We start from the raw sequence: 17835 nt of genomic DNA on the forward strand, positions 1-17835 counted from the left end.
TAAGAAGGGTCTCGATGTCGTTCGTCACAAAACGATCAACGAGGCCCTTCCCCATTGGTGGCTACCGCCCAAGAACTTCGGACTTACTCGTCTAGTGTTCGATCCGTACGGGGTTCAGGTAGCGCGGGTGCCGGTGGCGGGCGACGTCGCCGGCGGCCACGGCGGCCGGGTGCGAGGTGCGCAGGTGCTGGTCGGTGAGGATGCCGCCGTCGACGTGCAGTCCCGCTGCCTGGGCGAGTTCGGTGTTGGGGGTGGCGCCGACGCCGGCGATGACGAGGTCGGCGGGGATCGTCCGTCCGGTGATGGTCTGGACGGCTTCGACCGAGCGCGTGCCGAGGATGGCCTCGACGCCGTCGCCGAGGAGCAGGTTCACGCCGTGGTCGCGGTGCCGGCGGGCGATGAGGCCCCCGATCCGGTCGCCCAGCACGTGGTAGAGCGGTGTGGGCAGGGGGTCGATGACGGTGGTGTGGTTGCCGAAGGTACGACTCGCGGCCGCGAGTTCGGAGCCGAGCCATCCGGCGCCGATGACGACGACGTTGCCGGCCGCGCGCAGGGCCGCGGCCAGGTGTTCGCTGTCGTCGCGGTTGCGCAGGTAGCGGACGCCGTCGAGATCGGCGCCCGGCACCTGGAGGCGGCGCGGGCGGGCGGCGGTGGCGATCAGCACCCGGGCGAAGGGGAACTCCGTGCCGTCGCCTAGCCGTACCCGCCGGGCGTCCAGGTCGAGGGCGGTGGCGGTGGCCGCCGAGTGCCAGAATGACGTCCTGGTCGGCGTAGAACTGCGGCTTCAGGACGTCGAGGTCGCCGGGCCCGGTGGTGCCCAGGAGGTAGCCCTTGGACAGGGCAGGGCGCTGGTACGGCAGGTGGGGTTCGTCGCCGACGAGGGTGATCGGCCCGTCGTAGCCGTGGTCGAGCCGCAGGGCCTGGGCGGCCTTCGCGCCGGCCAGGCTCGCTCCGATGATGACGATGCCGGGATCGGCGCTCATGGCAATCCTCCTGAGCTCGACGAGGCGCTGGACCGGTGCGGCGGTGTCCCGATCCCGCTCGGTCAAACCACGGAAGCGCACGATCGGCGGATGAGGGCCTTGCGGGCCGCCCGTCCGGGTCGGGTCACTTCTGGAGAACGACCTGGATCTCGAGGCTGATCGACACCTTGTCGCCGACCACGACGCCACCGGCCTCCATCGGGGTACTGATGTCAATGCCGAAGTCGCGCCGGTTGATCTCCGCGGTCGCCGAAAAGCCGGCCCGCTGTGCACCCCACTGGTCGGAGCCGAAGCCGTTCACCTCGACGGCCAGCGGTACCTGCCGCGTGACGCCGTGCAACGTCAGCTCACCGTCGATGGCCCAACCGTCGCGGGTCTGGCGGATGCCGGTCGAGCGGTAGCTCATCGTCGGGTACTTGTCGATCTCGAGATAGTCGGCGGTGCGCAGGTGGTTGTCACGCATTTCGTGGCCGGTGTCGATGGACGCGAGGTCGATCGTCGCGGCCACCGACGAGCCCAGCAGGTCCTCGCTTGTAACGATCGTGACGTCGTAGGCGGTGAACCGGCCACGCGTCTTGCTGATCATGAGATGACGGACAGTGAAGGCGATCTCGGAGTGCACCGGGTCGGCTTTCCAGGTGCCGACCAGATAACCCGGGATCTCGACGGTCGCGGGGACGGGGATCATGGGGTTCCTCCATGGATGGGGTGCCGCGGCGACGCGGCGCAGGCGGGAGTGGGGTGGCAGGATCAGGGCTCGAGATCGACAACGCCTTTGCCGCTGGAGATGTCGAGCGGCACCGAGACCTGGTCGTGCACGATCAACCAGGTGCCGTCGATCTTCTGGAGGCAGTAGGTGACCCTGACCCACATACCGCTCGTCGCCGTCCCGTTCTTCAGCGTGCCGCTGAGACGAGCGAACGCGTGCCCGAACGCCACATCATCGCCCACGGTGAGCGCCAGGTCGCGAACCTCATAAGTCACACGCTCAAAGAACGTGAACACGGGCGCCCAGTTCTTGAGCTTCGCCTCGATCCCCACATGCTGGAGCGGCGGCTCGATGTCGAAGGACACGATGTCCGTTGCGTAAAGCCGCTTCAGACCCTCGAGATCCTTGCCTTGGAGCCCTTCGACGATCTTGCTGACCAGCTGGCGGATCTTGGCTTCATCTACCTCGCGTTGCGTGGGCATCGCTACCCCAGCCCTTCCCTTTGCGGCGGAACCTTGGCTTCTCACACCTCCGACGCTATGGCTCTGGAGTTATCTTGTCTAAGATGAATATTGCTATGGCGTTATGTTCTGGGTGGCATGATGGAGTGCTGCCAGGCCGCGATGCGCTTCGCATCGCCCGGCCGTACCGCCGCTGGGCTGGAGAGGGCGAGCCGGGCGCGCCTCCGTTCGATCGCAGCGGCCTGGCCCTCTGCTGACGACACGGGCAAGCTCAAGCTCTTCTGCGTCGAACGCTCCTTGGGTGAGCCAATGCGGGGTGGCGAGCTGGATGCGGGCCCTCAGCGAGGGGCTATGCATTTCGAGTTATCTGTTCATGGCAAAGCCGGTCTTTGAAGGCATAAGCGCCTGTCCTCTACGGTCGCAATGCCCCCCACACCACGCCACTGCACCAGGAAGGCCGCTGGTCTGCGCCGGTCACCGCGACGTGCTTGCCGGTGCACCGGTAGCCGTGGCAGTACGGGCAGTGGAAGGCGGTGCGGCCCCACAGCGCCCGCACCCCGCGCGGGCCGGGCGGGCGGCGTGCCGTCCCGGGTCAGGAAGTCGTGGACGTGGCCGGCCGGGGCGTTGCGGCCCAGCGCGGTGTCGAACGGGAGCACCCCACGGTGGACCCGCTCCAGGGTCAGGGCCGCGGCCATGCCCGCCGGGTCCGCGCCGACGATGACGGCGTCGAACATCTCTGCCTCCCAAAGCGATGATCGCTTGACGTGGAGACAACTCTGCAAGTTAATGTCGACATGAAGTCAAGCGAGTTCATGCAGATCGGAGAGCTGGCCGAGCGGTTCGATCTCGCGCCGCATGTCCTGCGCCACTGGGAGGCGATGGGCCTGCTGACTCCGGCCGCCCGGGTGAGCGGCCGCCGCCGCTACACCCGCGACCACGTCATCCGCGTCCTGACGATCATCCGTGCGAAGGCGGGCGGGATGAGCCTGGAGCAGATCCGGGAGATGCTCGGCGCCTACGGCCTGGCCGAACGCCAGGCGCTCCTCCAGCGCCATCACGCCGAGCTGGAGGAACGTCAGCGGGAGCTCGCGGCGTCCAAGGCGCTGATCGAGCACCTCATGCGGTGCACGGCCGACGACTTCACCCAGTGCCCCGACTACCGGCGCATCGTGGAGAGCGCGGCCGGGCTCCACGACCAGGGCCAGGACGGGTGCCTGGTCTGAGCGGAGGGAATCTCGAGCGGGTCGTACGGGCGCGCCGCTACGCTCTGGATCACCACCCCCCGGCCCGGAAGGAAGCACCTCGTGCGCACGTTCAAACTCCAGGTCCAGATGACCGTCGACGGCTACATGGCCGGCCCGAAGGGCGAGATGGACTGGCTGAACTTCCCGTGGACCGACGACATCAACGCCTACATCGGCGCGCTCACCGACCCCGTCGACTGCATCGTGCTGGGCCGCAGGCTCGCCGAGGGGTTCATCCCGGCGTGGGCGGCCGGGCCCGAGGGTGAGGACCAGAAGTCCATCGACAAGATGAACGACACGCCCAAGGTCGTCATCTCCAACACCCTCACCGAGTCGCCCTGGGAGAACGCCGTGGTCGCGGGCGGCGACCTCGCCGAGATCGTCAACGGGCTCAAGGCCCGGCCGGGCGGCGACATGATCGCCTATGGTGGTGGCACGCTCGTGTCGAGCCTGATCGCCCAGGGGCTGCTCGACGAGCTCCACCTGTTCGTCAACCCGGTCGCCATCGGCTCCGGGATGCCGGTGTTCGGCGACGCCGGCGACTACAAGCGGCTGCGTCTGGTCGCGGCCCGGCCGTTCGACTGCGGGATCGCCGCGCTGCACTACGAACCGCAGCGCGCCTGAATCCGCCGCCGCCAACGGGCCCGGTGGCTTCCGCGTCGGCCTAACCGACGAGGTCGGCAAGCTCCTGCGTGGTGGCCCGGATGTGCCGCTGTCCGTTCTCCGTCTGCACCGTGATCGCGAGCATGGCGCCCACTCTGGCACAGGCCACCGACAATCCGGGCCGCGCGCGAGGATCGTCAGGTGGCGGGGACGCACTCGATGACGGTGTGCCACGGTGGGATGTCGTGCACGGCGGCGACCCGCAGTTCGGCGGTCGCGGCCAGCGTCCGGTAGTCGTCGACGGTCCGTTCCCGGCCGCCGGTCAGGACCAGCATCCGCAGGTTCATCTCCGCGAACATGGCCGGATCGACCTCCGAGGTGCTGGGCGACTCGAGGATCAGCACCCGCCCGTGCGGGCCCGCGGCGCCGGCGCAGCGGCGCAGGATGGCGGTCGCCTCGGCGTCGGCCCAGTCGTGCAGCACCCGGTTGAGCACGTACGCGTCGGCGCCGGTGGGCAGCTCGTCGAAGAAGCTGCGCCCGACCGTCTCGCACCGGTCCGCCAGCCCGTGCTCGGCCAGGTAGCGCTGCCCGCGTGAGACGGTGTCCGGCAGGTCGATCAGCAGACCGCGCAGGCCGTCGTGGCGCAGCAGCAGTTCGGCCAGCAGCCTGCCGGTGCCGCCGCCGACGTCGGCCACCCGGCCCAGCGCCGGCCAGTCGTAGCCCTCCGCCAGCTCGCGGCCCGCGGCGTTGACCGCCATCGTCGCGTCGAAGGACGCGCTCAGCTCGGGGTCGGCGTCGAGGTGGTCCCAGAACGGCGCTCCGAACACCGCCGGCCAGGCGGGCAGGCCGGTCCGCACCGTGTCCTGCAGGCCGGTGAAGGCCAGGTCCATCCGGCCGCCGAACCCGTCCAGGTCCAGCCACCGCCACGCCGCGGACGGGTGGTCGCGGCGCAGCAGGGCGGCGGTCGCGTTCGCCGCGAACGTGCCGGGCCGGGGCTCGGTGAACACGCCGCGGCCGACGAGGTGGCGCAGCACCCGGCCCAGCGCGTCGGGGTCGGCGCCGGCGCGGGCGGCCAGGTCGTGGAGGTCGGAGCCGTGCTCGTCCACCAGGTCGGGCAGCCGCAGGGTCACGGCCACCCGGAGTGCCATGGGGGTCATCAGGTCCATCAGCGGCGTCAGGGCCCGCCATGCGGCGGCCCCGTCCAGGGGGGTGTCGTCGCTCGTCATGCGCTTATCATGCGCCCCAGCTTACGAATCTACATTGTAAAGGGCGTGGGGCTGTGGGCAACCGACCGCGCAAGTACAACCCCCCAAAGCACCGACATAGGGCGGCTGTGCTGCTCCGCGGGGCTTACTTGGCGAGGGTCTGGTTGAAGCGCAGCATGTTGCCGGCGGGGTCGCGGAAGGCGCAGTCGCGGACGCCGTAGAACTGGTCCATCGGCTCCTGCAGCACTTCGCCGCCCGCGGCGCTGATGCGCTCGAAGGTGGCGTCGCAGTCGTCCGTCGTGAAGATGATGCCGCGCAGCAGGCCTTTGGCCATCAGCTCGGCCATGGCCTGTTTGTCGGCCGGTGAGGCGTTGGGGTCGGCGAGTGGTGGTTCGAGGACGATGTCCACGTCCGGCTGGGAGGGTGACCCGATGGTCACCCAGCGCATTCCCTCGTATCCGACGTCGTTGCGTACCTCAAGACCGAGGACGTCGCGGTAGAAGGCGAGGGCCTTGTCATGGTCGTCGACGGCGATGAAGCAGGTGGAGAGCTTGATGTCCATGCGCTTCACTTTATGGGCGGGCGGAGGGGCCCGCTTCTCCGTTTCTGACCGGTCGCGTGTAGATCTTGGCCATGCAGGCGGGGATGTCGGCGGCGCGGTCGTGGTCGCGGGCCCGGTAGGCACTGGGGCTCTCGCCGACCAGCTGGGTGAAGCGGGTGCTGAACGACCCGAGTGACGTACAGCCGACCGCGAAGCAGACCTCGGTGACGGAGAGGTCGCCGCGCCGCAGCAGTGCTTTGGCGCGCTCGATGCGGCGGGTCATCAGGTAGCTGTAGGGCGTCTCGCCGAAGGCGGCGCGGAAGCTGCGGGAGAAGTGGCCCGACGACATCAGGGCGTCACGCGCCAGCGCCGGGACGTCGAGGGGCTCGGCGTAGTCGCGGTCCATCCGGTCGCGGGCCCGCCGCAGCCGGACGAGATCGTCGAGGTCCTGCCGTCTCACCTGGTCAGTTTCTCACAGGATCCGGGCGCGACCGGTCAGGAATGGAGAAGCGCGCATCGGTACGGTGCGGCTAGCGTGACCAGCACAGACCTCACCTTTTCGAACAGGAGCGAACCATGGGCGACTCTTCCACCCAGGGGATCAAGACGGTGCTGCACCCGGTGGCGGACCTGGCGAAGGCCAAGGCGGTGTACGCGGCCCTGCTGGGCGTCGAGCCGGTGGCCGACGGGCCCTACTACGTCGGTTTCGAGGCCGCGGGCCAGCACATCGGGCTGGTGCCGGCCGGTGGACCGCAGGCGATGAGCTCGCCGGTGGCCTACTGGCACGTGCCGGACATCGAGGCGAAGCTGGCCGAGGTGACCGCTGCCGGTGCCACCGTGAAGGACCCTGTGCGCGACGTCGGCGGCGGCCGTCTGGTGGCCACCGTGACCGACCCCGATGGCAACGTGCTGGGGCTGCTTCAGGACCAGTGAGCGGCGGTCCTCGCCGACCGCACAAACACCAAAACTCGACATAATGCTCGAAACTGGTCGGATCGAGCCAGGCGGTCCTGCCCAACAGATGGAGAGACGATGAGCAAGGCCACGAGGACGGACCCGCAGTCGCCTGCGCCGCACGTTGCCGACAGCCACGATCTGATCCGCGTGCACGGCGCACGCGAGAACAACCTCAAGGACGTCAGCATCGAGATCCCGAAGCGCCGGCTGACGGTGTTCACGGGGGTCTCCGGCTCGGGCAAGAGCTCGCTGGTGTTCAACACGATCGCCGCGGAGTCGCAGCGGATGATCAACGAGACGTACAGCACGTTCGTGCAGGGCTTCATGCCGACGCTGGCGCGGCCCGAGGTCGACGTGCTGGACGGGCTGACCACCGCGATCATCGTCGACCAGCAGCGCATGGGCGCCGACCCCCGCTCCACGGTCGGCACCGCCACCGACGCCAACGCGATGCTGCGCATCCTGTTCAGCCGGCTCGGGCGGCCGCACATCGGCTCGCCCAACGCCTTCTCCTTCAACGTCCCCTCGGTACGGGCGAGCGGCGCGATCACCGTCGAGCGCGGCGCCAAGAAGACGGAGGTGCAGACCTTCACCCGCACCGGCGGCATGTGCACGCGCTGCGAAGGCCGGGGCGCGGTCTCCGACATCGACCTCACCCAGCTCTACGACGACTCCAAGTCGCTGGCCGAGGGCGCGTTCACCATCCCGGGCTGGAAGTCCGACAGCTTCTTCACCGTGCGGGTCTACGCCGAGTCCGGCCTGCTCGACCCGGACAAGCCGATCCGCGACTTCACCAAGAAGGAGATGCAGGACTTCCTCTACCGGGAGCCGACCAAGGTGAAGGTCGAGGGCGTGAACCTCACCTTCGAGGGGCTGATCCCCAAGATCCAGAAGTCGTTCCTGTCCAAGGACCGGGAGGCGATGCAGCCGCACATCCGCGAGTTCGTGGACCGGGCGGTGACCTTCACCACCTGCCCCGAGTGCGACGGCACCCGGCTCAGCGAGGCGGCCCGCTCCTCGCGGATCGACGGCGTCAACATCGCCGACGCGTGCTCGATGCAGATCAGCGACCTGGCCGAATGGATTCGCGGCCTTGAGGAGCCGTCGGTGGCGCCGCTGCTGGCGATGCTGCTGCGCACGCTGGAGTCGTTCGTGGAGATCGGGCTGGGCTACCTGTCGCTGGAGCGGCCGGCGGGCACGCTGTCGGGCGGCGAGGCGCAGCGGGTCAAGATGATCCGCCACCTCGGCTCCTCGCTCACCGACACCACCTACGTCTTCGACGAGCCCACCATCGGCCTGCACCCTCACGACATCCAGCGGATGAACGACCTGCTGCGCCGGCTGCGCGACAAGGGCAACACGGTGCTCGTCGTGGAGCACAAGCCGGAGGCGATCGCGATCGCCGACCACGTCGTCGACCTGGGCCCCGGCGCCGGTACGGCGGGCGGCACCGTCTGCTTCGAGGGCACCGTGGAGGGGCTGCGGGCCAGCGGCACCGTCACCGGCCGCCACCTCGACGACCGGGCCGCCCTCAAGGAGAGCGTGCGCAAGCCCACCGGCACGCTGGAGATCCGCGGCGCGAGCGCGAACAACCTGCGCGAGGTCGACGTGGACATCCCCCTCGGGGTGCTGGCCGTCGTCACCGGTGTCGCCGGCTCCGGCAAGAGCTCGCTGGTGCACGGGTCGATCCCGGCCGGCGCGGGTGTGGTGTCGATCGACCAGGGTGCCATCCGCGGCTCGCGGCGCAGCAACCCGGCGACCTACACCGGCCTGCTCGACCCGATCCGCAAGGCGTTCGCGAAGGCCAACGGGGTGAAGCCGGCGCTGTTCAGCGCCAACTCCGAGGGCGCCTGCCCCGCGTGCAACGGCGCCGGCGTCATCTTCACCGATCTGGCGATGATGGCGGGCGTCTCCACGGTGTGCGAGGAGTGTGACGGCAAGCGGTTCCAGGCCTCGGTGCTGGAGCACCGCCTCGGCGGCCGCGACATCAGCGAGGTGCTGGCGATGCCGGTGGCCGAAGCCGAGGAGTTCTTCGGCGCCGGTGAGGCGCGTACACCGGCCGCGCACGCCATCCTCGGCCGGCTCGCCGACGTCGGGCTCGGCTATGTGAGCCTCGGCCAGCCGCTCACCACGCTGTCCGGCGGCGAGCGGCAGCGGCTCAAGCTGGCCACCCGCATGGCCGACAAGGGCGGCGTGTACGTTCTGGACGAGCCGACGACAGGCCTGCACCTGGCGGACGTCGAGCAGTTGCTCGGCCTGCTGGACCGGCTGGTCGACTCCGGCAAGTCGGTCATCGTCATCGAGCACCACCAGGCGGTCATGGCGCACGCCGACTGGATCATCGATCTCGGCCCGGGCGCCGGTCACGATGGCGGCCGGATCGTGTTCGAGGGCACGCCCGCCGATCTCGTCGCGGCCCGCTCCACCCTCACCGGTGAGCACCTGGCGGCCTACGTCGGCGCCTTCTAGTCAGGGCGTGATCGCGGCGCTCGCGTGGCCTGGTGCCGTGCGGGCGCGGGCGTGTGAATAGACTTGTCCGACGTGACGTCCAAGCCGCGTATCCCGAATGTCCTGGCCTCGCGCTATGCCTCGCCGGACCTGGCCCGCCTGTGGTCCCCCGAGTACAAGATCATCGCTGAGCGGCGGTTGTGGCTGGCGGTGTTGCGGGCGCAGGCCGAGCTGGGGGTGACGGTCCCGCAGGGCGCGGTCGACGACTACGAGAAGGTGGTCGAGCAGGTCGACGTGGAGTCGATCGCGGCGCGTGAGCGGGTGACGCGGCACGACGTGAAGGCGCGCATCGAGGAGTTCAACGCGCTTGCCGGGCACGAGCAGGTGCACAAGGGGATGACCTCGCGTGACCTGACCGAGAACGTCGAGCAGTTGCAGATCCGTGACAGCCTGCTGCTGGTGCGTGACCGGGTGGTGGCGTTGCTGGGGTGCCTGGCGTCGCTGGCCGAGGAGCACAAGGCCACGGTGGTCGCCGGGCGTTCGCACAACGTGGCGGCGCAGGCGACCACGCTGGGCAAGCGTTTCGCGTCGGCGGCCGACGAGCTGCTGGTGGCCTACCGGCGGCTGGAGGAGCTGATCGGCCGCTACCCGCTGCGCGGGATCAAGGGGCCGGTGGGCACCGCGCAGGACATGCTCGATCTTCTGGGCGGCGACCTGGGCAAGCTGGCCGAGCTGGAGGAGAAGGTGGCCGCGCACCTGGGGTTCGCGCACCGCTTCACCAGCGTGGGGCAGGTTTATCCGCGTTCGCTGGACTTCGAGGTGGTGACGGCGCTGGTGCAGCTGGCGGCGGCGCCGTCGTCGCTGGCCAAGACGATCCGGCTGATGGCCGGGCACGAGCTGGTCACCGAGGGGTTCAAGGAGGGGCAGGTCGGCTCGTCGGCGATGCCCCACAAGATGAACACCCGCTCCTGCGAGCGCGTCAACGGCCTGGCCGTGGTGCTGCGGGGGTACGCCTCGATGGCGGGCGAGCTGGCGGGCGACCAGTGGAACGAGGGTGACGTGTCGTGCTCGGTGGTGCGCCGGGTGGCGCTGCCGGACGCGTTCTTCGCCTTCGACGGGCTGGTGGAGACGATGCTGACGGTGCTGGACGAGTTCGGCGCCTTCCCGGCGGTCATCGCCGCCGAGCTGGACCGCTATCTGCCGTTCCTGGCCACGACGAAGATGCTCATGGCGGCGGTGCGGGCCGGGGTGGGCCGGGAGAGCGCGCACGAGCTGATCAAGGAGCACGCGGTGGGGGCGGCGCTGGCGATGCGCTCGCGCGGCGCCGGCAACGAGCTGCTCGACCTGCTGGCGGCCGACACCCGCTTCCCGCTGGACCGGCCCCGGTTGGAGGCGCTGCTGGCCGACCAGGTGTCGTTCACCGGCGCGGCCGCCGACCAGGTGGAGGCCGTGGCCCGGCAGGTGGGCGAGGTCGTGACGGCGCACCCGGAGGCGGCGGCCTACCGGCCCGGCGCCATCCTGTAACGAGCTGTGGCGATACGGGAGTTACGCCACGACGCCGAGGTGCGCGCCGCGTGCGGTGACGACGACCTGCTGGTGTGGGTGGCGCAGGGGCTGCGCGGCGGCGCGCGGGCGTGGGCGCTGGGCGGGGCGGTGGTGGCCGCCGGCCCAGGGGCCTCGCGCCGCGACCGGCTGGGCGTGTGGGGTGCGGCCTCGGACGCGGTGGAGCTGGTCGGGTACGCGCTGGCCGAGCTGGGGCCCTCCTACCGGCCGTTCGGGGAGCTGGAGCTGCTACGCGAGGTGACGGCCAAGCTCGACGGCCTGCGCGAGTCCGGGACGTTCTCCTGGATGAGCCTGCCGGCGCTGGACGGCCCCGCTCCCGGCGGGGTGGGCTGGCTGGAGCCGGAGGACGAGGACGAGGTCGCGGCGCTGCTGGCGGCTGATGCGCCCGATTCGTACGCGGTGCCCGGCATCGCCGGGGTGCGGCGGTGGGCCGGGGTGCACGTCGGCGGCGAGCTGGCGGCGGTGGCGGCCGACGCCTGGCCGGCGCCCAGCGTGGGGCTGCTGGCCGGGGTGGCGACGAAGGCGGGCCTGCGGGGGCGTGGGCTGGCCGATCGGGTGTGCCGGTGGGCGTCGGCGGAGTTGCTGGCCGCCTACGGGCGGGCGGCGCTGATGGTCGACGACGGCAACGTGGCGGCCGTCACGGTCTATGAGCGGATCGGCTACCGGCGCCGGCGGGTGATGGCCTCTCACGTGGCCGGCTGGCTCCCTGGCTGACCCCCGGCTGACCCCCGGCTGACTCCAGGGCGGGCGCCGGGAAAATCGGGTGAGGTTCGGGCGGCGCTGGGGCAGAGTTGACGGCGTGATGTCCGATTTTGTACCAGGTATCGAGTTGTCCCGCGCCTTCTACGGCGAGGTGGTGGCGCCTTTGGTGTCCGGGGTCGCGCACAGTGCGGCGTTGATCGGGCCGGGGTCGGAGGTGCTGGAGTTCGACACGGCCCGCTCGGCCGATCATGACTGGGGACCGCGGGTGCTGGTGTTCGTGGCGCCCGGGATGGCGCCCGAGGTGCGGGCGAAGGTGGTGGCGGGACTGCCGGAGCGGTTCGGCGGTTTTCCGACCGTGTTCGGCTATCACGGCAGCGTGCAGCCCGGGGTGGCGGTGACGGAGCTGGGGTCGTGGCTGGTGGAGCGGCTGGGTTTCGATCCGCGTGAGGGGGTGTCGCTGCTGGACTGGTTGTCGGCACCGTGGCAGAGCCTGGCCGAGGTGACGCGGGGCGAGGTGTTCCACGACGGGCTGGAGGCCGCCGTTCCCGGGGGCGGGCTGGAGACGGCCCGGGCGGCGTTGCGCTGGTATCCGGGGGATGTGTGGCGGTATGTGCTGGCGTGTCAGTGGCGGCGGATCGCGCAGGAGGAGCCGTTCCCGGGCCGATGTGGCGAGGTGGGCGATGAGCTGGGCTCGGCCGTGGTGGGGGCGCGGCTGGCGCGGGAGGTGATGCGGCTGGCGCTGCTGTTGCGGCGGCGCTACCCGCCGTACGCGAAATGGCTCGGCAGCGCGCTGGCGCGCATGCCGGGCTCGACGGAGCTGGGGGAGTGCCTGGGGGCGGCGGTGGCGGCGCGCTCCTGGCGGGAGCGGCAGGAGGGGTTGTCGGGGGCGTACGCGCGGGTGGCGGCGCTGCAGAACCGGGTGGGGCTGGCCGAGCGGCTGGATGAGCGGGTACGGGGGTTCTTCGACCGGCCGTTCGAGGTGATCGGCGGGGACCGGTTCGCGCAGGCGCTGCTGGAGTCGGTGTCCGACCCGGTGATCAGGGGGTTGCCCCTGGTGGGATGCGTGGATCAGCTGTCGGATTCGACGGACCTGCTGACGGCGCCGGGGCGGGCGCGGGCCATGACGGCGGCGGTTCTCGGAATCCAAGGTTAGTGATCTACATTGTAAAGGGCGTGGGTGGTTGCACCGCCCTCTTCACCCTTTGAAAATCACAGATCCACCAGGGCGGAAGCCAGCTCCTCGACGTGGATGCGCCAGGCGTCGAGGGTGGTGGTGTCGCCGGTGTGGGTGACGATGAGCCGGGCGCCCTGGCCGGTGCCCTGGGTGAGCTCCCAGCGGACGGGGCCGGTCGGGGTGTTGTATTCGAGGAGTTTGGCGCTCTCGGCGCGGGTGACCGGCCCGGGTCGGAGGCCGGGTGCGGTGAAGGGGGCGGGCGGGGGGTCGCCGGGGGTGGCGTCGTCGCCGTTGAGCAGGTGCCAGACGTCTTCGGCGGGGCGGGTGAGCTGGCGTTCGACGCGTACGTCGCCGTTTGCGGCGGTGGCGGGGACGAGGCCGAGGATGGCGACGTAGTCCTCGTGGAGGCGGGCGAACTCGGCGGGTTGCTTGTCGGCTGGTTGCTGGGCGGGGCGTTCGTCGAGGGTGTGGAGCAGGGCCATGAGGCAGGTGTGCCAGCCGGAGGCGAAGCTGGCGGCGCCGTGGTGGTCGGTGAAGGTGTGGGTGAAGGTGAGGATGCTGGCGCGGGGGCCGTCGGGGTGGATTTCCCAGCGGAGTTCGTCCTCGCCCCAGGTGTGGGCGTAGGTGTGGGGTGGGTTGTTCTCGGTGATGTGGCCGTCGGGTCCGAAGCCGTAGTTGATGCGGTCGCCGTGGATGGTGATGGTGGCGGGGAACCAGTGGGCGAGGTGTTCGGGCTGGGTGATGGCGCGCCAGACCTTTTCGGGTGGGTGGGGGAGGCGGCGTTGCATGCGCAGGGTGGTGCGGCCGTCGGGGTGGATGGTGAGGTTTTCGTTCATCGGTCGTCTTCCTCTTCCATGGTGTCGAGGTGGTGTTCGAGTCGGTCGAGGCTGTGGTTCCAGAGTTTGCGGTAGGGGGTGAGCCAGGCGTCGATTTCGGCGAGGGGGGCGGGGCGGAGTTCGTACCAGCGGCGTTGGGCGTCTTTGCGGACGGTGACGAGGCCGGCTTCGCGCAGGACTCGGAGGTGTTTGGAGGTGCCGGGTTGGGTGAGGCCGAGGTGGGTGGTGAGTTCGCTGACGAGGCGGGGGCGTTCGAGGAGGAGGTCGAGGATGTGGCGGCGGGCGGGTTCCGCGAGCACGTCGAAGCGCATGGCTCGTTAATATACCCGCTTGGCTATATGCCTGCAAGGGCATGTATTGGTCGTGGAGCGGGCTGGACTCTCCCTCGGTGGGAGGGTCCATGCTGGTCGGCGTGGACGAGGAGTTGCTGCCGATCGGGCAGTTCGCCCGGTTGGGGCGGTTGAGTGTGAAGCAGTTGCGTCACTATGACGAGCTGGGGTTGTTGCGGCCGGCGCAGGTGGACGCGGTGACGGGTTACCGGTTTTACCGGGCGTCGCAGGCTCGGGTGGCGTTGTCGATCGCGTTGCTGCGGTCGCTGGATGTGCCGCTGGCGGTGGTGGGTGAGGTGCTGGCGGGCGGGGCGCAGGCGCTTGAAGGGGTCAGGGAGGAGTTGGAGGCGGAGCTGGCGCGGCGGCGTCGTACGCTCGCGTCGCTGGAGCGGGTGATGGCGCAGGGGTTGCCGTCGGTGCCGGTGCGGGTGGTGGAGGAGCCGGCGCGGCGGGTGGCGGTGGCGACCGAGCGGGCGGCGGGGCCGGAGGATGTGGGGCGGGCGGCGTCGGCGGCGTTGTCGCGTCTGCTGGGGCCTGCCGGGCCGGTTCAGCTGATCGGGTTGTTCCCGGTGGATTTCGGTGAGGTGTTCGACGTGGAGGCCGCCCGGGTGCTCGGGGACGGGGAGGGCGGTGGGGGTGCGCCGGTGCGGGTGTTGCCGGGGGGCAGGTTCGCCTGTGCGACGCATGTGGGGCCTTATGACCAGATGTCTCTGACGGCGCATGCGGTGCTGGCCTGGTGTGGCGAGCGCCGGTGTGCGGTTCGGGGGCCGATTCGCGAGGTGTACGTGTCGGATCCGGCTGTGACCTCGCCTGAGTATCTCGTTACGCATCTGATGATCTGTGTGGAGGAGTCATGAATCCTGAGCTGGTCACGTACGGTCCGGTGACCTGCCTGAATGTGACGGGCATGGGTGAGCCGGGCGGGAGTGAGCACGTGTCGGCCATCGGCGCGCTGTATGCGGTGGCGGCGGGGATGGGCGGCCCGGCGGGGCCGTTGGAGGGGTTGTGGTTCGTGGAGGACGAGCGTCCGGGGCTGGAGGTGCCGCGGGAGTTGTGGCGCTGGCATCTGCTGCTGCCGCTGGCGGGGGTGCCGGAGGCGGGGCTGGTGGAGCGGGCGCGGGAGGGTGCGCGTTCGTCGGGGGCGGCGGTGGATCGGGTGCGGGTGGTGACGTTCACGGAGGGTGAGTGTGTGGAGGTGCTGCATGTGGGCGCGTTCAGTGAGGAGTATCGGTCGTTGGCGGTGATGGAGGCGTTCATGGCGGAGCGGGGGCTGGTGCCCCATGGGCTGCATCATGAGGTGTATTTGACGGCGTTCGATGATCCGGAGCCGCGTACGGTGCTGCGTCAGCCGGTGCGTTCGGGCTGAGGGGTCTCGCGGGGGCCGGTGGGGCGGGGTTAGCATGGCCGGTGGCGGCCGTCCCCGCCCAACCTCCGGCTGCCCGCCCCGGCCGGGTCATCTGATGGAGGCAAAGGGAGGTTCACCTCTCGGACGGAGGATCTGCCGGTTGGTCGTGCGTCTGCCGCGCCGGTCGCTGGGGGCGCCGCGGCGGCGTTCGGGAGATGTTCATGACCAAGCAGGCGGATTTCAAGCGGCGGGTGCGTGCCCGTATGGCCAAGACCGGTGAGTCGTACGCGGTGGCGCGCCGCCGGCTCCTGGGCGAGCAGCCTGCGGCCGAGCAGGACTGGCTGGGGGCGCTGCACATCAGTAACGGTGACGGCACCGATCTGGCGGGCACGGGGCTGGCCCGGCGCATCGTGTTCTGGCGGGATGTGCTGCACGAGGGGCCGGTTCCGGCGGTGGGGCGGGAGGAGCTGCGCCGGGTCAGGGCCGCGTTCCTGGTGGGGGCGGGCGCCGATGACCGCGGTGAGGGGCTGCGGATGTTCGTGGAGCGGGATGCGGCGGTGGAGGCCAACCGGGGCGGCGAGTATGTGCTGTGGTTCGAGGCTGATCTGTACGATCAGTTGCAGATCGTGGAGATTCTGGCCTGGCTGGCGGAGTTGGGGGTGCCGGCCGAGGCTGTCACGTTGATCTGTATCGGGGAGCATCCTGGCATCGCGCGGTTCGGCGGCTTGGGTGAGTTGCGTGCGGAGCAGTTGCGGGAGTTGCCGTCGACGCGGGCGTGCGCGAGGTTGTCGCCGGCGGCGCTGGAGTTGGCGACCCGGGCGTGGGCGGCTTTTCGCGCTCCGACGCCGGAGGGTCTGCCGGGTATCGCGGCGGTCCGTTCCGGTGAGTTGCGTTTCCTGGGTGAGGCGTTCGAGCGTCTGTGCCGGGAGTATCCCTCCACCCGTGACGGGCTCTCCCTCACCGAGCGTCGGGTCCTGGCCGCCGCGGCGCGGGAGGGTTCGGCCGGGGACGTCTTCGTGCGGGCGACGGCCCGGGAGGCGCGCCGGTATCTGGGGGACACGTGGTGTTTCGCGATGATGGATCGTCTGGCGGGGGCGCCGTATCCGCTGCTGGATCTTCGGCCCGCCGGTGGGCCGGTCGGAGGGGCGACGGTGGTGGGTCTGACCGCCGTGGGCGCCCGGGTGCTGGCGGGTGAGGAGGATCATGTGCGGCTGAACGGCGTGGACCGCTGGATCGGCGGGGTGCACCTGAGTGGCCGTGATGTGCGGTGGCGGTGGGATGAGGGCCGGGAGGCGCTGACGACACTAGGTACCTACCAGACGTAGGTACCTATAAGGGTATTTTTCACCTCTTCTTGGCGTGGTGTTGTGAGGCACGTTGGAAGCGTACGGATAACCAGCTGGATGCGAGGAACGGGGGAATCCGCACCATGTGTACGCACCAGCCTCCCTGTCCTCCGGCGAACTCCGCCGCTCACCAGGCCGCGCGCCTGATCGCCTACCACCCCGAGCAGGGATGGGGGCTGCTGTGCAACGGGGTGGTGTTCTTCGACGACACCGGCGAGTTGCTGCCCGACGGGCGCAGCATCGTCCCGGCGGCCGTCCTGGAGCGGGCCGCGTGAGCGCCGCGCTGGCGTCGTGGACGTTCACCGCGCAGGCGCACTCGGTGCGCCGGGCCCGGCACGCCGCCCGCGCCCAGCTCGCGGAGTGGGGGCTGCAGCAGGCGTGCGACCACGCCGAGCTGCTGATCAGCGAGCTGGTCACCAACGCGGTCCGGCACGCGCGGGGCCTGGTGCGCATGAGCCTGTCGGCGGCCGACGGGCTGCTGCGCTGCGAGGTGGAGGACTCCAGTCCGGTGCCGCCGAGCCCGCGTGCCGCCTGCCGCGACGACGAGGGCTCGCGCGGGCTGCTGCTGGTGGAGGTGCTCTCCTCCGGCTGGGGCAGCGTTCCCACGGGCCGGGGCAAGCTGGTCTGGTTCGAGGTGCCGGTACGGATGCCGGCCCATGTGTGAGCGGTTAGCGCGGCGAGTACAGCCACGGCTCGCGCAGGTCGAAGAAGTCCACGTCGGAGACGAACAGTTCCTGCCAGGCCCGCAGCAGCTCCCGGATCGCCGGCGGCTGCAGTTTGGCTTCTCCCTGCCGGGCCGCCACCTCGCTGGTGAAGTAGGCGGTCTCGACGCAGCTGTCCTGCCCGCACAGCGCGGCGGTGGCGCCGATGAGGTCCGTACGGAAGCCCGCCAGCTCCTCCTGCCCCTGCTGCAGCACCTCGCGCACCCGCGCGTGGTCGCGTACGCGCCCCTGCAGCACCTGGACGAATCCCGCCTCATCGGACCCGCCGCCCAGGATTTCGATGACCTCGTCGCATTCGAGGAAGGTCACCTCGCCGGCGAACAGTTTCGCGGTCTCCACCCACCACTGCCCCTGCTCGGGCCGGTCGGCGTTGCGGTGGGCGGCCGGCCGGCCGGCGAAGCGGGCGACGTTGATGAACAGGCCGTCGTCGGTGACGCCGGCCGTGGTGCCCAGCCAGCCCTGCGCGCCGGGCGAGAGCTCGCGCACCCACCGCTCCAGCGCCTGGTGCAGATCGTCGACCTCGATCGCCCGGCCCTCGATGACCTGGATGAACATGGTCTGCTCCCCTCCCTCCCTCCACGCTAGGAGCGGCCGGCCGTCAAGGTCGAGACGCCGTTACACCATGCGATGGCCAAAACTTGTTGTGGGTTCTTGACCGTGCTCGTCT

The 17835-nt window shown here is 70.3% G+C and carries 20 protein-coding genes and 2 pseudogenes; 12 read left to right on the plus strand and 10 right to left on the minus strand.

Going from position 1 to position 17835, the window contains the following annotated elements:
* Positions 1–91 precede the first annotated feature (91 nt).
* The 4 genes and pseudogenes from ACWDRB_RS46165 to ACWDRB_RS46180 all read right to left on the minus strand — a co-directional run.
* Positions 92–733 (minus strand): annotated as a pseudogene (locus ACWDRB_RS46165) (NAD(P)/FAD-dependent oxidoreductase); the annotation flags it as partial.
* Between the two features lie 100 nt (positions 734–833).
* Positions 834–983, minus strand: a pseudogene (locus tag ACWDRB_RS46170) (FAD-dependent oxidoreductase); the annotation flags it as partial.
* 124 nt (positions 984–1107) lie between these two features.
* Positions 1108–1671, minus strand: a complete 564-nt coding sequence (locus tag ACWDRB_RS46175) for a YceI family protein (protein WP_449905152.1) — start codon at positions 1669–1671, stop codon at positions 1108–1110.
* A 62-nt stretch (positions 1672–1733) separates the two neighbouring features.
* Complete coding sequence (locus ACWDRB_RS46180; protein ID WP_449905154.1) at positions 1734–2174, minus strand: YybH family protein; 441 nt, start codon at positions 2172–2174, stop codon at positions 1734–1736.
* A gap of 773 nt (positions 2175–2947) precedes the next feature.
* On the opposite strand from ACWDRB_RS46180, the gene ACWDRB_RS46185 reads away from it, so the two are divergent.
* Both ACWDRB_RS46185 and ACWDRB_RS46190 read left to right on the plus strand, forming a co-directional pair.
* Complete coding sequence (locus ACWDRB_RS46185; RefSeq protein ID WP_449905156.1) at positions 2948–3376, plus strand: helix-turn-helix domain-containing protein; 429 nt, start codon at positions 2948–2950, stop codon at positions 3374–3376.
* Between the two features lie 81 nt (positions 3377–3457).
* Positions 3458–4021 (plus strand): dihydrofolate reductase family protein, encoded by a 564-nt coding sequence (locus tag ACWDRB_RS46190; protein ID WP_449905158.1) that lies wholly within the window; start codon positions 3458–3460, stop codon positions 4019–4021.
* Between the two features lie 176 nt (positions 4022–4197).
* Here ACWDRB_RS46190 and ACWDRB_RS46195 read toward each other — a convergent pair whose 3' ends face one another.
* From ACWDRB_RS46195 to ACWDRB_RS46205, 3 genes are all read right to left on the minus strand, one after another.
* Complete coding sequence (locus tag ACWDRB_RS46195) at positions 4198–5226, minus strand: methyltransferase (protein WP_449905159.1); 1029 nt, start codon at positions 5224–5226, stop codon at positions 4198–4200.
* Between the two features lie 124 nt (positions 5227–5350).
* On the minus strand, positions 5351–5767 hold the full coding sequence (locus ACWDRB_RS46200) for a VOC family protein (RefSeq protein ID WP_350736462.1): 417 nt from the start codon (positions 5765–5767) through the stop codon (positions 5351–5353).
* A gap of 10 nt (positions 5768–5777) precedes the next feature.
* Positions 5778–6152 carry a helix-turn-helix transcriptional regulator gene (locus ACWDRB_RS46205; RefSeq protein ID WP_449905470.1) on the minus strand — a complete coding sequence of 125 codons (375 nt, stop codon included), beginning with the start codon at positions 6150–6152 and terminating at the stop codon, positions 5778–5780.
* 170 nt (positions 6153–6322) lie between these two features.
* Here ACWDRB_RS46205 and ACWDRB_RS46210 point away from each other — a divergent pair, with 170 nt between their 5' ends.
* The 5 genes from ACWDRB_RS46210 to ACWDRB_RS46230 all read left to right on the plus strand — a co-directional run bounded on the left by ACWDRB_RS46210 (position 6323) and on the right by ACWDRB_RS46230 (position 12569).
* Positions 6323–6679: a VOC family protein gene (locus ACWDRB_RS46210; protein WP_449905161.1), complete on the plus strand. Its 357-nt coding sequence runs from the start codon at positions 6323–6325 to the stop codon at positions 6677–6679.
* A 99-nt stretch (positions 6680–6778) separates the two neighbouring features.
* A complete protein-coding gene (locus ACWDRB_RS46215; protein ID WP_449905163.1) occupies positions 6779–9172 on the plus strand; it encodes an ATP-binding cassette domain-containing protein in 2394 nt (797 codons plus the stop codon).
* A 72-nt stretch (positions 9173–9244) separates the two neighbouring features.
* Positions 9245–10675 (plus strand): adenylosuccinate lyase, encoded by a 1431-nt coding sequence (gene purB, locus ACWDRB_RS46220; RefSeq protein WP_449905165.1) that lies wholly within the window; start codon positions 9245–9247, stop codon positions 10673–10675.
* Between the two features lie 6 nt (positions 10676–10681).
* The gene (locus tag ACWDRB_RS46225) at positions 10682–11428 is read left to right on the plus strand and encodes a GNAT family N-acetyltransferase (protein ID WP_449905167.1); all 747 of its coding nucleotides are present in this window, start codon (positions 10682–10684) and stop codon (positions 11426–11428) included.
* A gap of 88 nt (positions 11429–11516) precedes the next feature.
* Positions 11517–12569: a DUF4037 domain-containing protein gene (locus ACWDRB_RS46230; RefSeq protein ID WP_449905169.1), complete on the plus strand. Its 1053-nt coding sequence runs from the start codon at positions 11517–11519 to the stop codon at positions 12567–12569.
* Between the two features lie 56 nt (positions 12570–12625).
* Here the strand turns inward: ACWDRB_RS46230 and ACWDRB_RS46235 are convergent, their stop codons facing one another.
* A complete protein-coding gene (locus ACWDRB_RS46235) occupies positions 12626–13426 on the minus strand; it encodes an SRPBCC domain-containing protein (RefSeq protein WP_449905171.1) in 801 nt (266 codons plus the stop codon).
* Positions 13423–13737, minus strand: a complete 315-nt coding sequence (locus ACWDRB_RS46240; RefSeq protein WP_350736441.1) for an ArsR/SmtB family transcription factor — start codon at positions 13735–13737, stop codon at positions 13423–13425. Before ACWDRB_RS46240 ends, ACWDRB_RS46235 begins: the two co-directional genes overlap by 4 nt.
* Positions 13738–13826: 89 nt before the next feature.
* Here ACWDRB_RS46240 and ACWDRB_RS46245 point away from each other — a divergent pair, with 89 nt between their 5' ends.
* From ACWDRB_RS46245 to ACWDRB_RS46265, 5 genes are all read left to right on the plus strand, one after another.
* Positions 13827–14612: a MerR family transcriptional regulator gene (locus ACWDRB_RS46245; protein ID WP_449905173.1), complete on the plus strand. Its 786-nt coding sequence runs from the start codon at positions 13827–13829 to the stop codon at positions 14610–14612.
* Entirely contained in the window at positions 14609–15121 is a 513-nt protein-coding gene (locus tag ACWDRB_RS46250; RefSeq protein WP_449905175.1) for a hypothetical protein, read from the plus strand. The genes ACWDRB_RS46245 and ACWDRB_RS46250 overlap by 4 nt, the downstream gene beginning before the upstream one ends.
* Before the next feature lie 200 nt (positions 15122–15321).
* Positions 15322–16425 carry a hypothetical protein gene (locus tag ACWDRB_RS46255; RefSeq protein WP_449905177.1) on the plus strand — a complete coding sequence of 368 codons (1104 nt, stop codon included), beginning with the start codon at positions 15322–15324 and terminating at the stop codon, positions 16423–16425.
* A gap of 104 nt (positions 16426–16529) precedes the next feature.
* Positions 16530–16721, plus strand: coding sequence for a DUF5999 family protein (locus tag ACWDRB_RS46260; RefSeq protein WP_363980205.1), 192 nt, complete (start codon positions 16530–16532; stop codon positions 16719–16721).
* Complete coding sequence (locus tag ACWDRB_RS46265; RefSeq protein ID WP_449905180.1) at positions 16718–17110, plus strand: ATP-binding protein; 393 nt, start codon at positions 16718–16720, stop codon at positions 17108–17110. Before ACWDRB_RS46260 ends, ACWDRB_RS46265 begins: the two co-directional genes overlap by 4 nt.
* A 4-nt stretch (positions 17111–17114) precedes the next feature.
* On the opposite strand, the gene ACWDRB_RS46270 is transcribed toward ACWDRB_RS46265, so the two are convergent.
* Positions 17115–17723 carry a hypothetical protein gene (locus ACWDRB_RS46270; RefSeq protein ID WP_449905182.1) on the minus strand — a complete coding sequence of 203 codons (609 nt, stop codon included), beginning with the start codon at positions 17721–17723 and terminating at the stop codon, positions 17115–17117.
* Positions 17724–17835: the final 112 nt, after the last annotated feature.

Source organism: Nonomuraea sp. NPDC003707 (genome assembly GCF_053587055.1).

Excerpts from the sequence above, each read along its gene's own strand:
- ACWDRB_RS46175 (WP_449905152.1), bottom strand. The coding sequence starts at position 1,671 with ATGATCCCCGTCCCCGCGACCGTCGAGATCCCGGGTTATCTGGTCGGC.
- ACWDRB_RS46180 (WP_449905154.1), bottom strand. The coding sequence starts at position 2,174 with ATGCCCACGCAACGCGAGGTAGATGAAGCCAAGATCCGCCAGCTGGTC.
- ACWDRB_RS46185 (WP_449905156.1), top strand. The coding sequence starts at position 2,948 with ATGAAGTCAAGCGAGTTCATGCAGATCGGAGAGCTGGCCGAGCGGTTC.
- ACWDRB_RS46195 (WP_449905159.1), bottom strand. The coding sequence starts at position 5,226 with ATGACGAGCGACGACACCCCCCTGGACGGGGCCGCCGCATGGCGGGCC.
- ACWDRB_RS46200 (WP_350736462.1), bottom strand. The coding sequence starts at position 5,767 with ATGGACATCAAGCTCTCCACCTGCTTCATCGCCGTCGACGACCATGAC.
- ACWDRB_RS46205 (WP_449905470.1), bottom strand. The coding sequence starts at position 6,152 with ATGGACCGCGACTACGCCGAGCCCCTCGACGTCCCGGCGCTGGCGCGT.
- ACWDRB_RS46210 (WP_449905161.1), top strand. The coding sequence starts at position 6,323 with ATGGGCGACTCTTCCACCCAGGGGATCAAGACGGTGCTGCACCCGGTG.
- ACWDRB_RS46215 (WP_449905163.1), top strand. The coding sequence starts at position 6,779 with ATGAGCAAGGCCACGAGGACGGACCCGCAGTCGCCTGCGCCGCACGTT.
- ACWDRB_RS46230 (WP_449905169.1), top strand. The coding sequence starts at position 11,517 with ATGTCCGATTTTGTACCAGGTATCGAGTTGTCCCGCGCCTTCTACGGC.
- ACWDRB_RS46235 (WP_449905171.1), bottom strand. The coding sequence starts at position 13,426 with ATGAACGAAAACCTCACCATCCACCCCGACGGCCGCACCACCCTGCGC.
- ACWDRB_RS46240 (WP_350736441.1), bottom strand. The coding sequence starts at position 13,737 with ATGCGCTTCGACGTGCTCGCGGAACCCGCCCGCCGCCACATCCTCGAC.
- ACWDRB_RS46245 (WP_449905173.1), top strand. The coding sequence starts at position 13,827 with ATGCTGGTCGGCGTGGACGAGGAGTTGCTGCCGATCGGGCAGTTCGCC.
- ACWDRB_RS46250 (WP_449905175.1), top strand. The coding sequence starts at position 14,609 with ATGAATCCTGAGCTGGTCACGTACGGTCCGGTGACCTGCCTGAATGTG.
- ACWDRB_RS46255 (WP_449905177.1), top strand. The coding sequence starts at position 15,322 with ATGACCAAGCAGGCGGATTTCAAGCGGCGGGTGCGTGCCCGTATGGCC.
- ACWDRB_RS46260 (WP_363980205.1), top strand. The coding sequence starts at position 16,530 with ATGTGTACGCACCAGCCTCCCTGTCCTCCGGCGAACTCCGCCGCTCAC.
- ACWDRB_RS46270 (WP_449905182.1), bottom strand. The coding sequence starts at position 17,723 with ATGTTCATCCAGGTCATCGAGGGCCGGGCGATCGAGGTCGACGATCTG.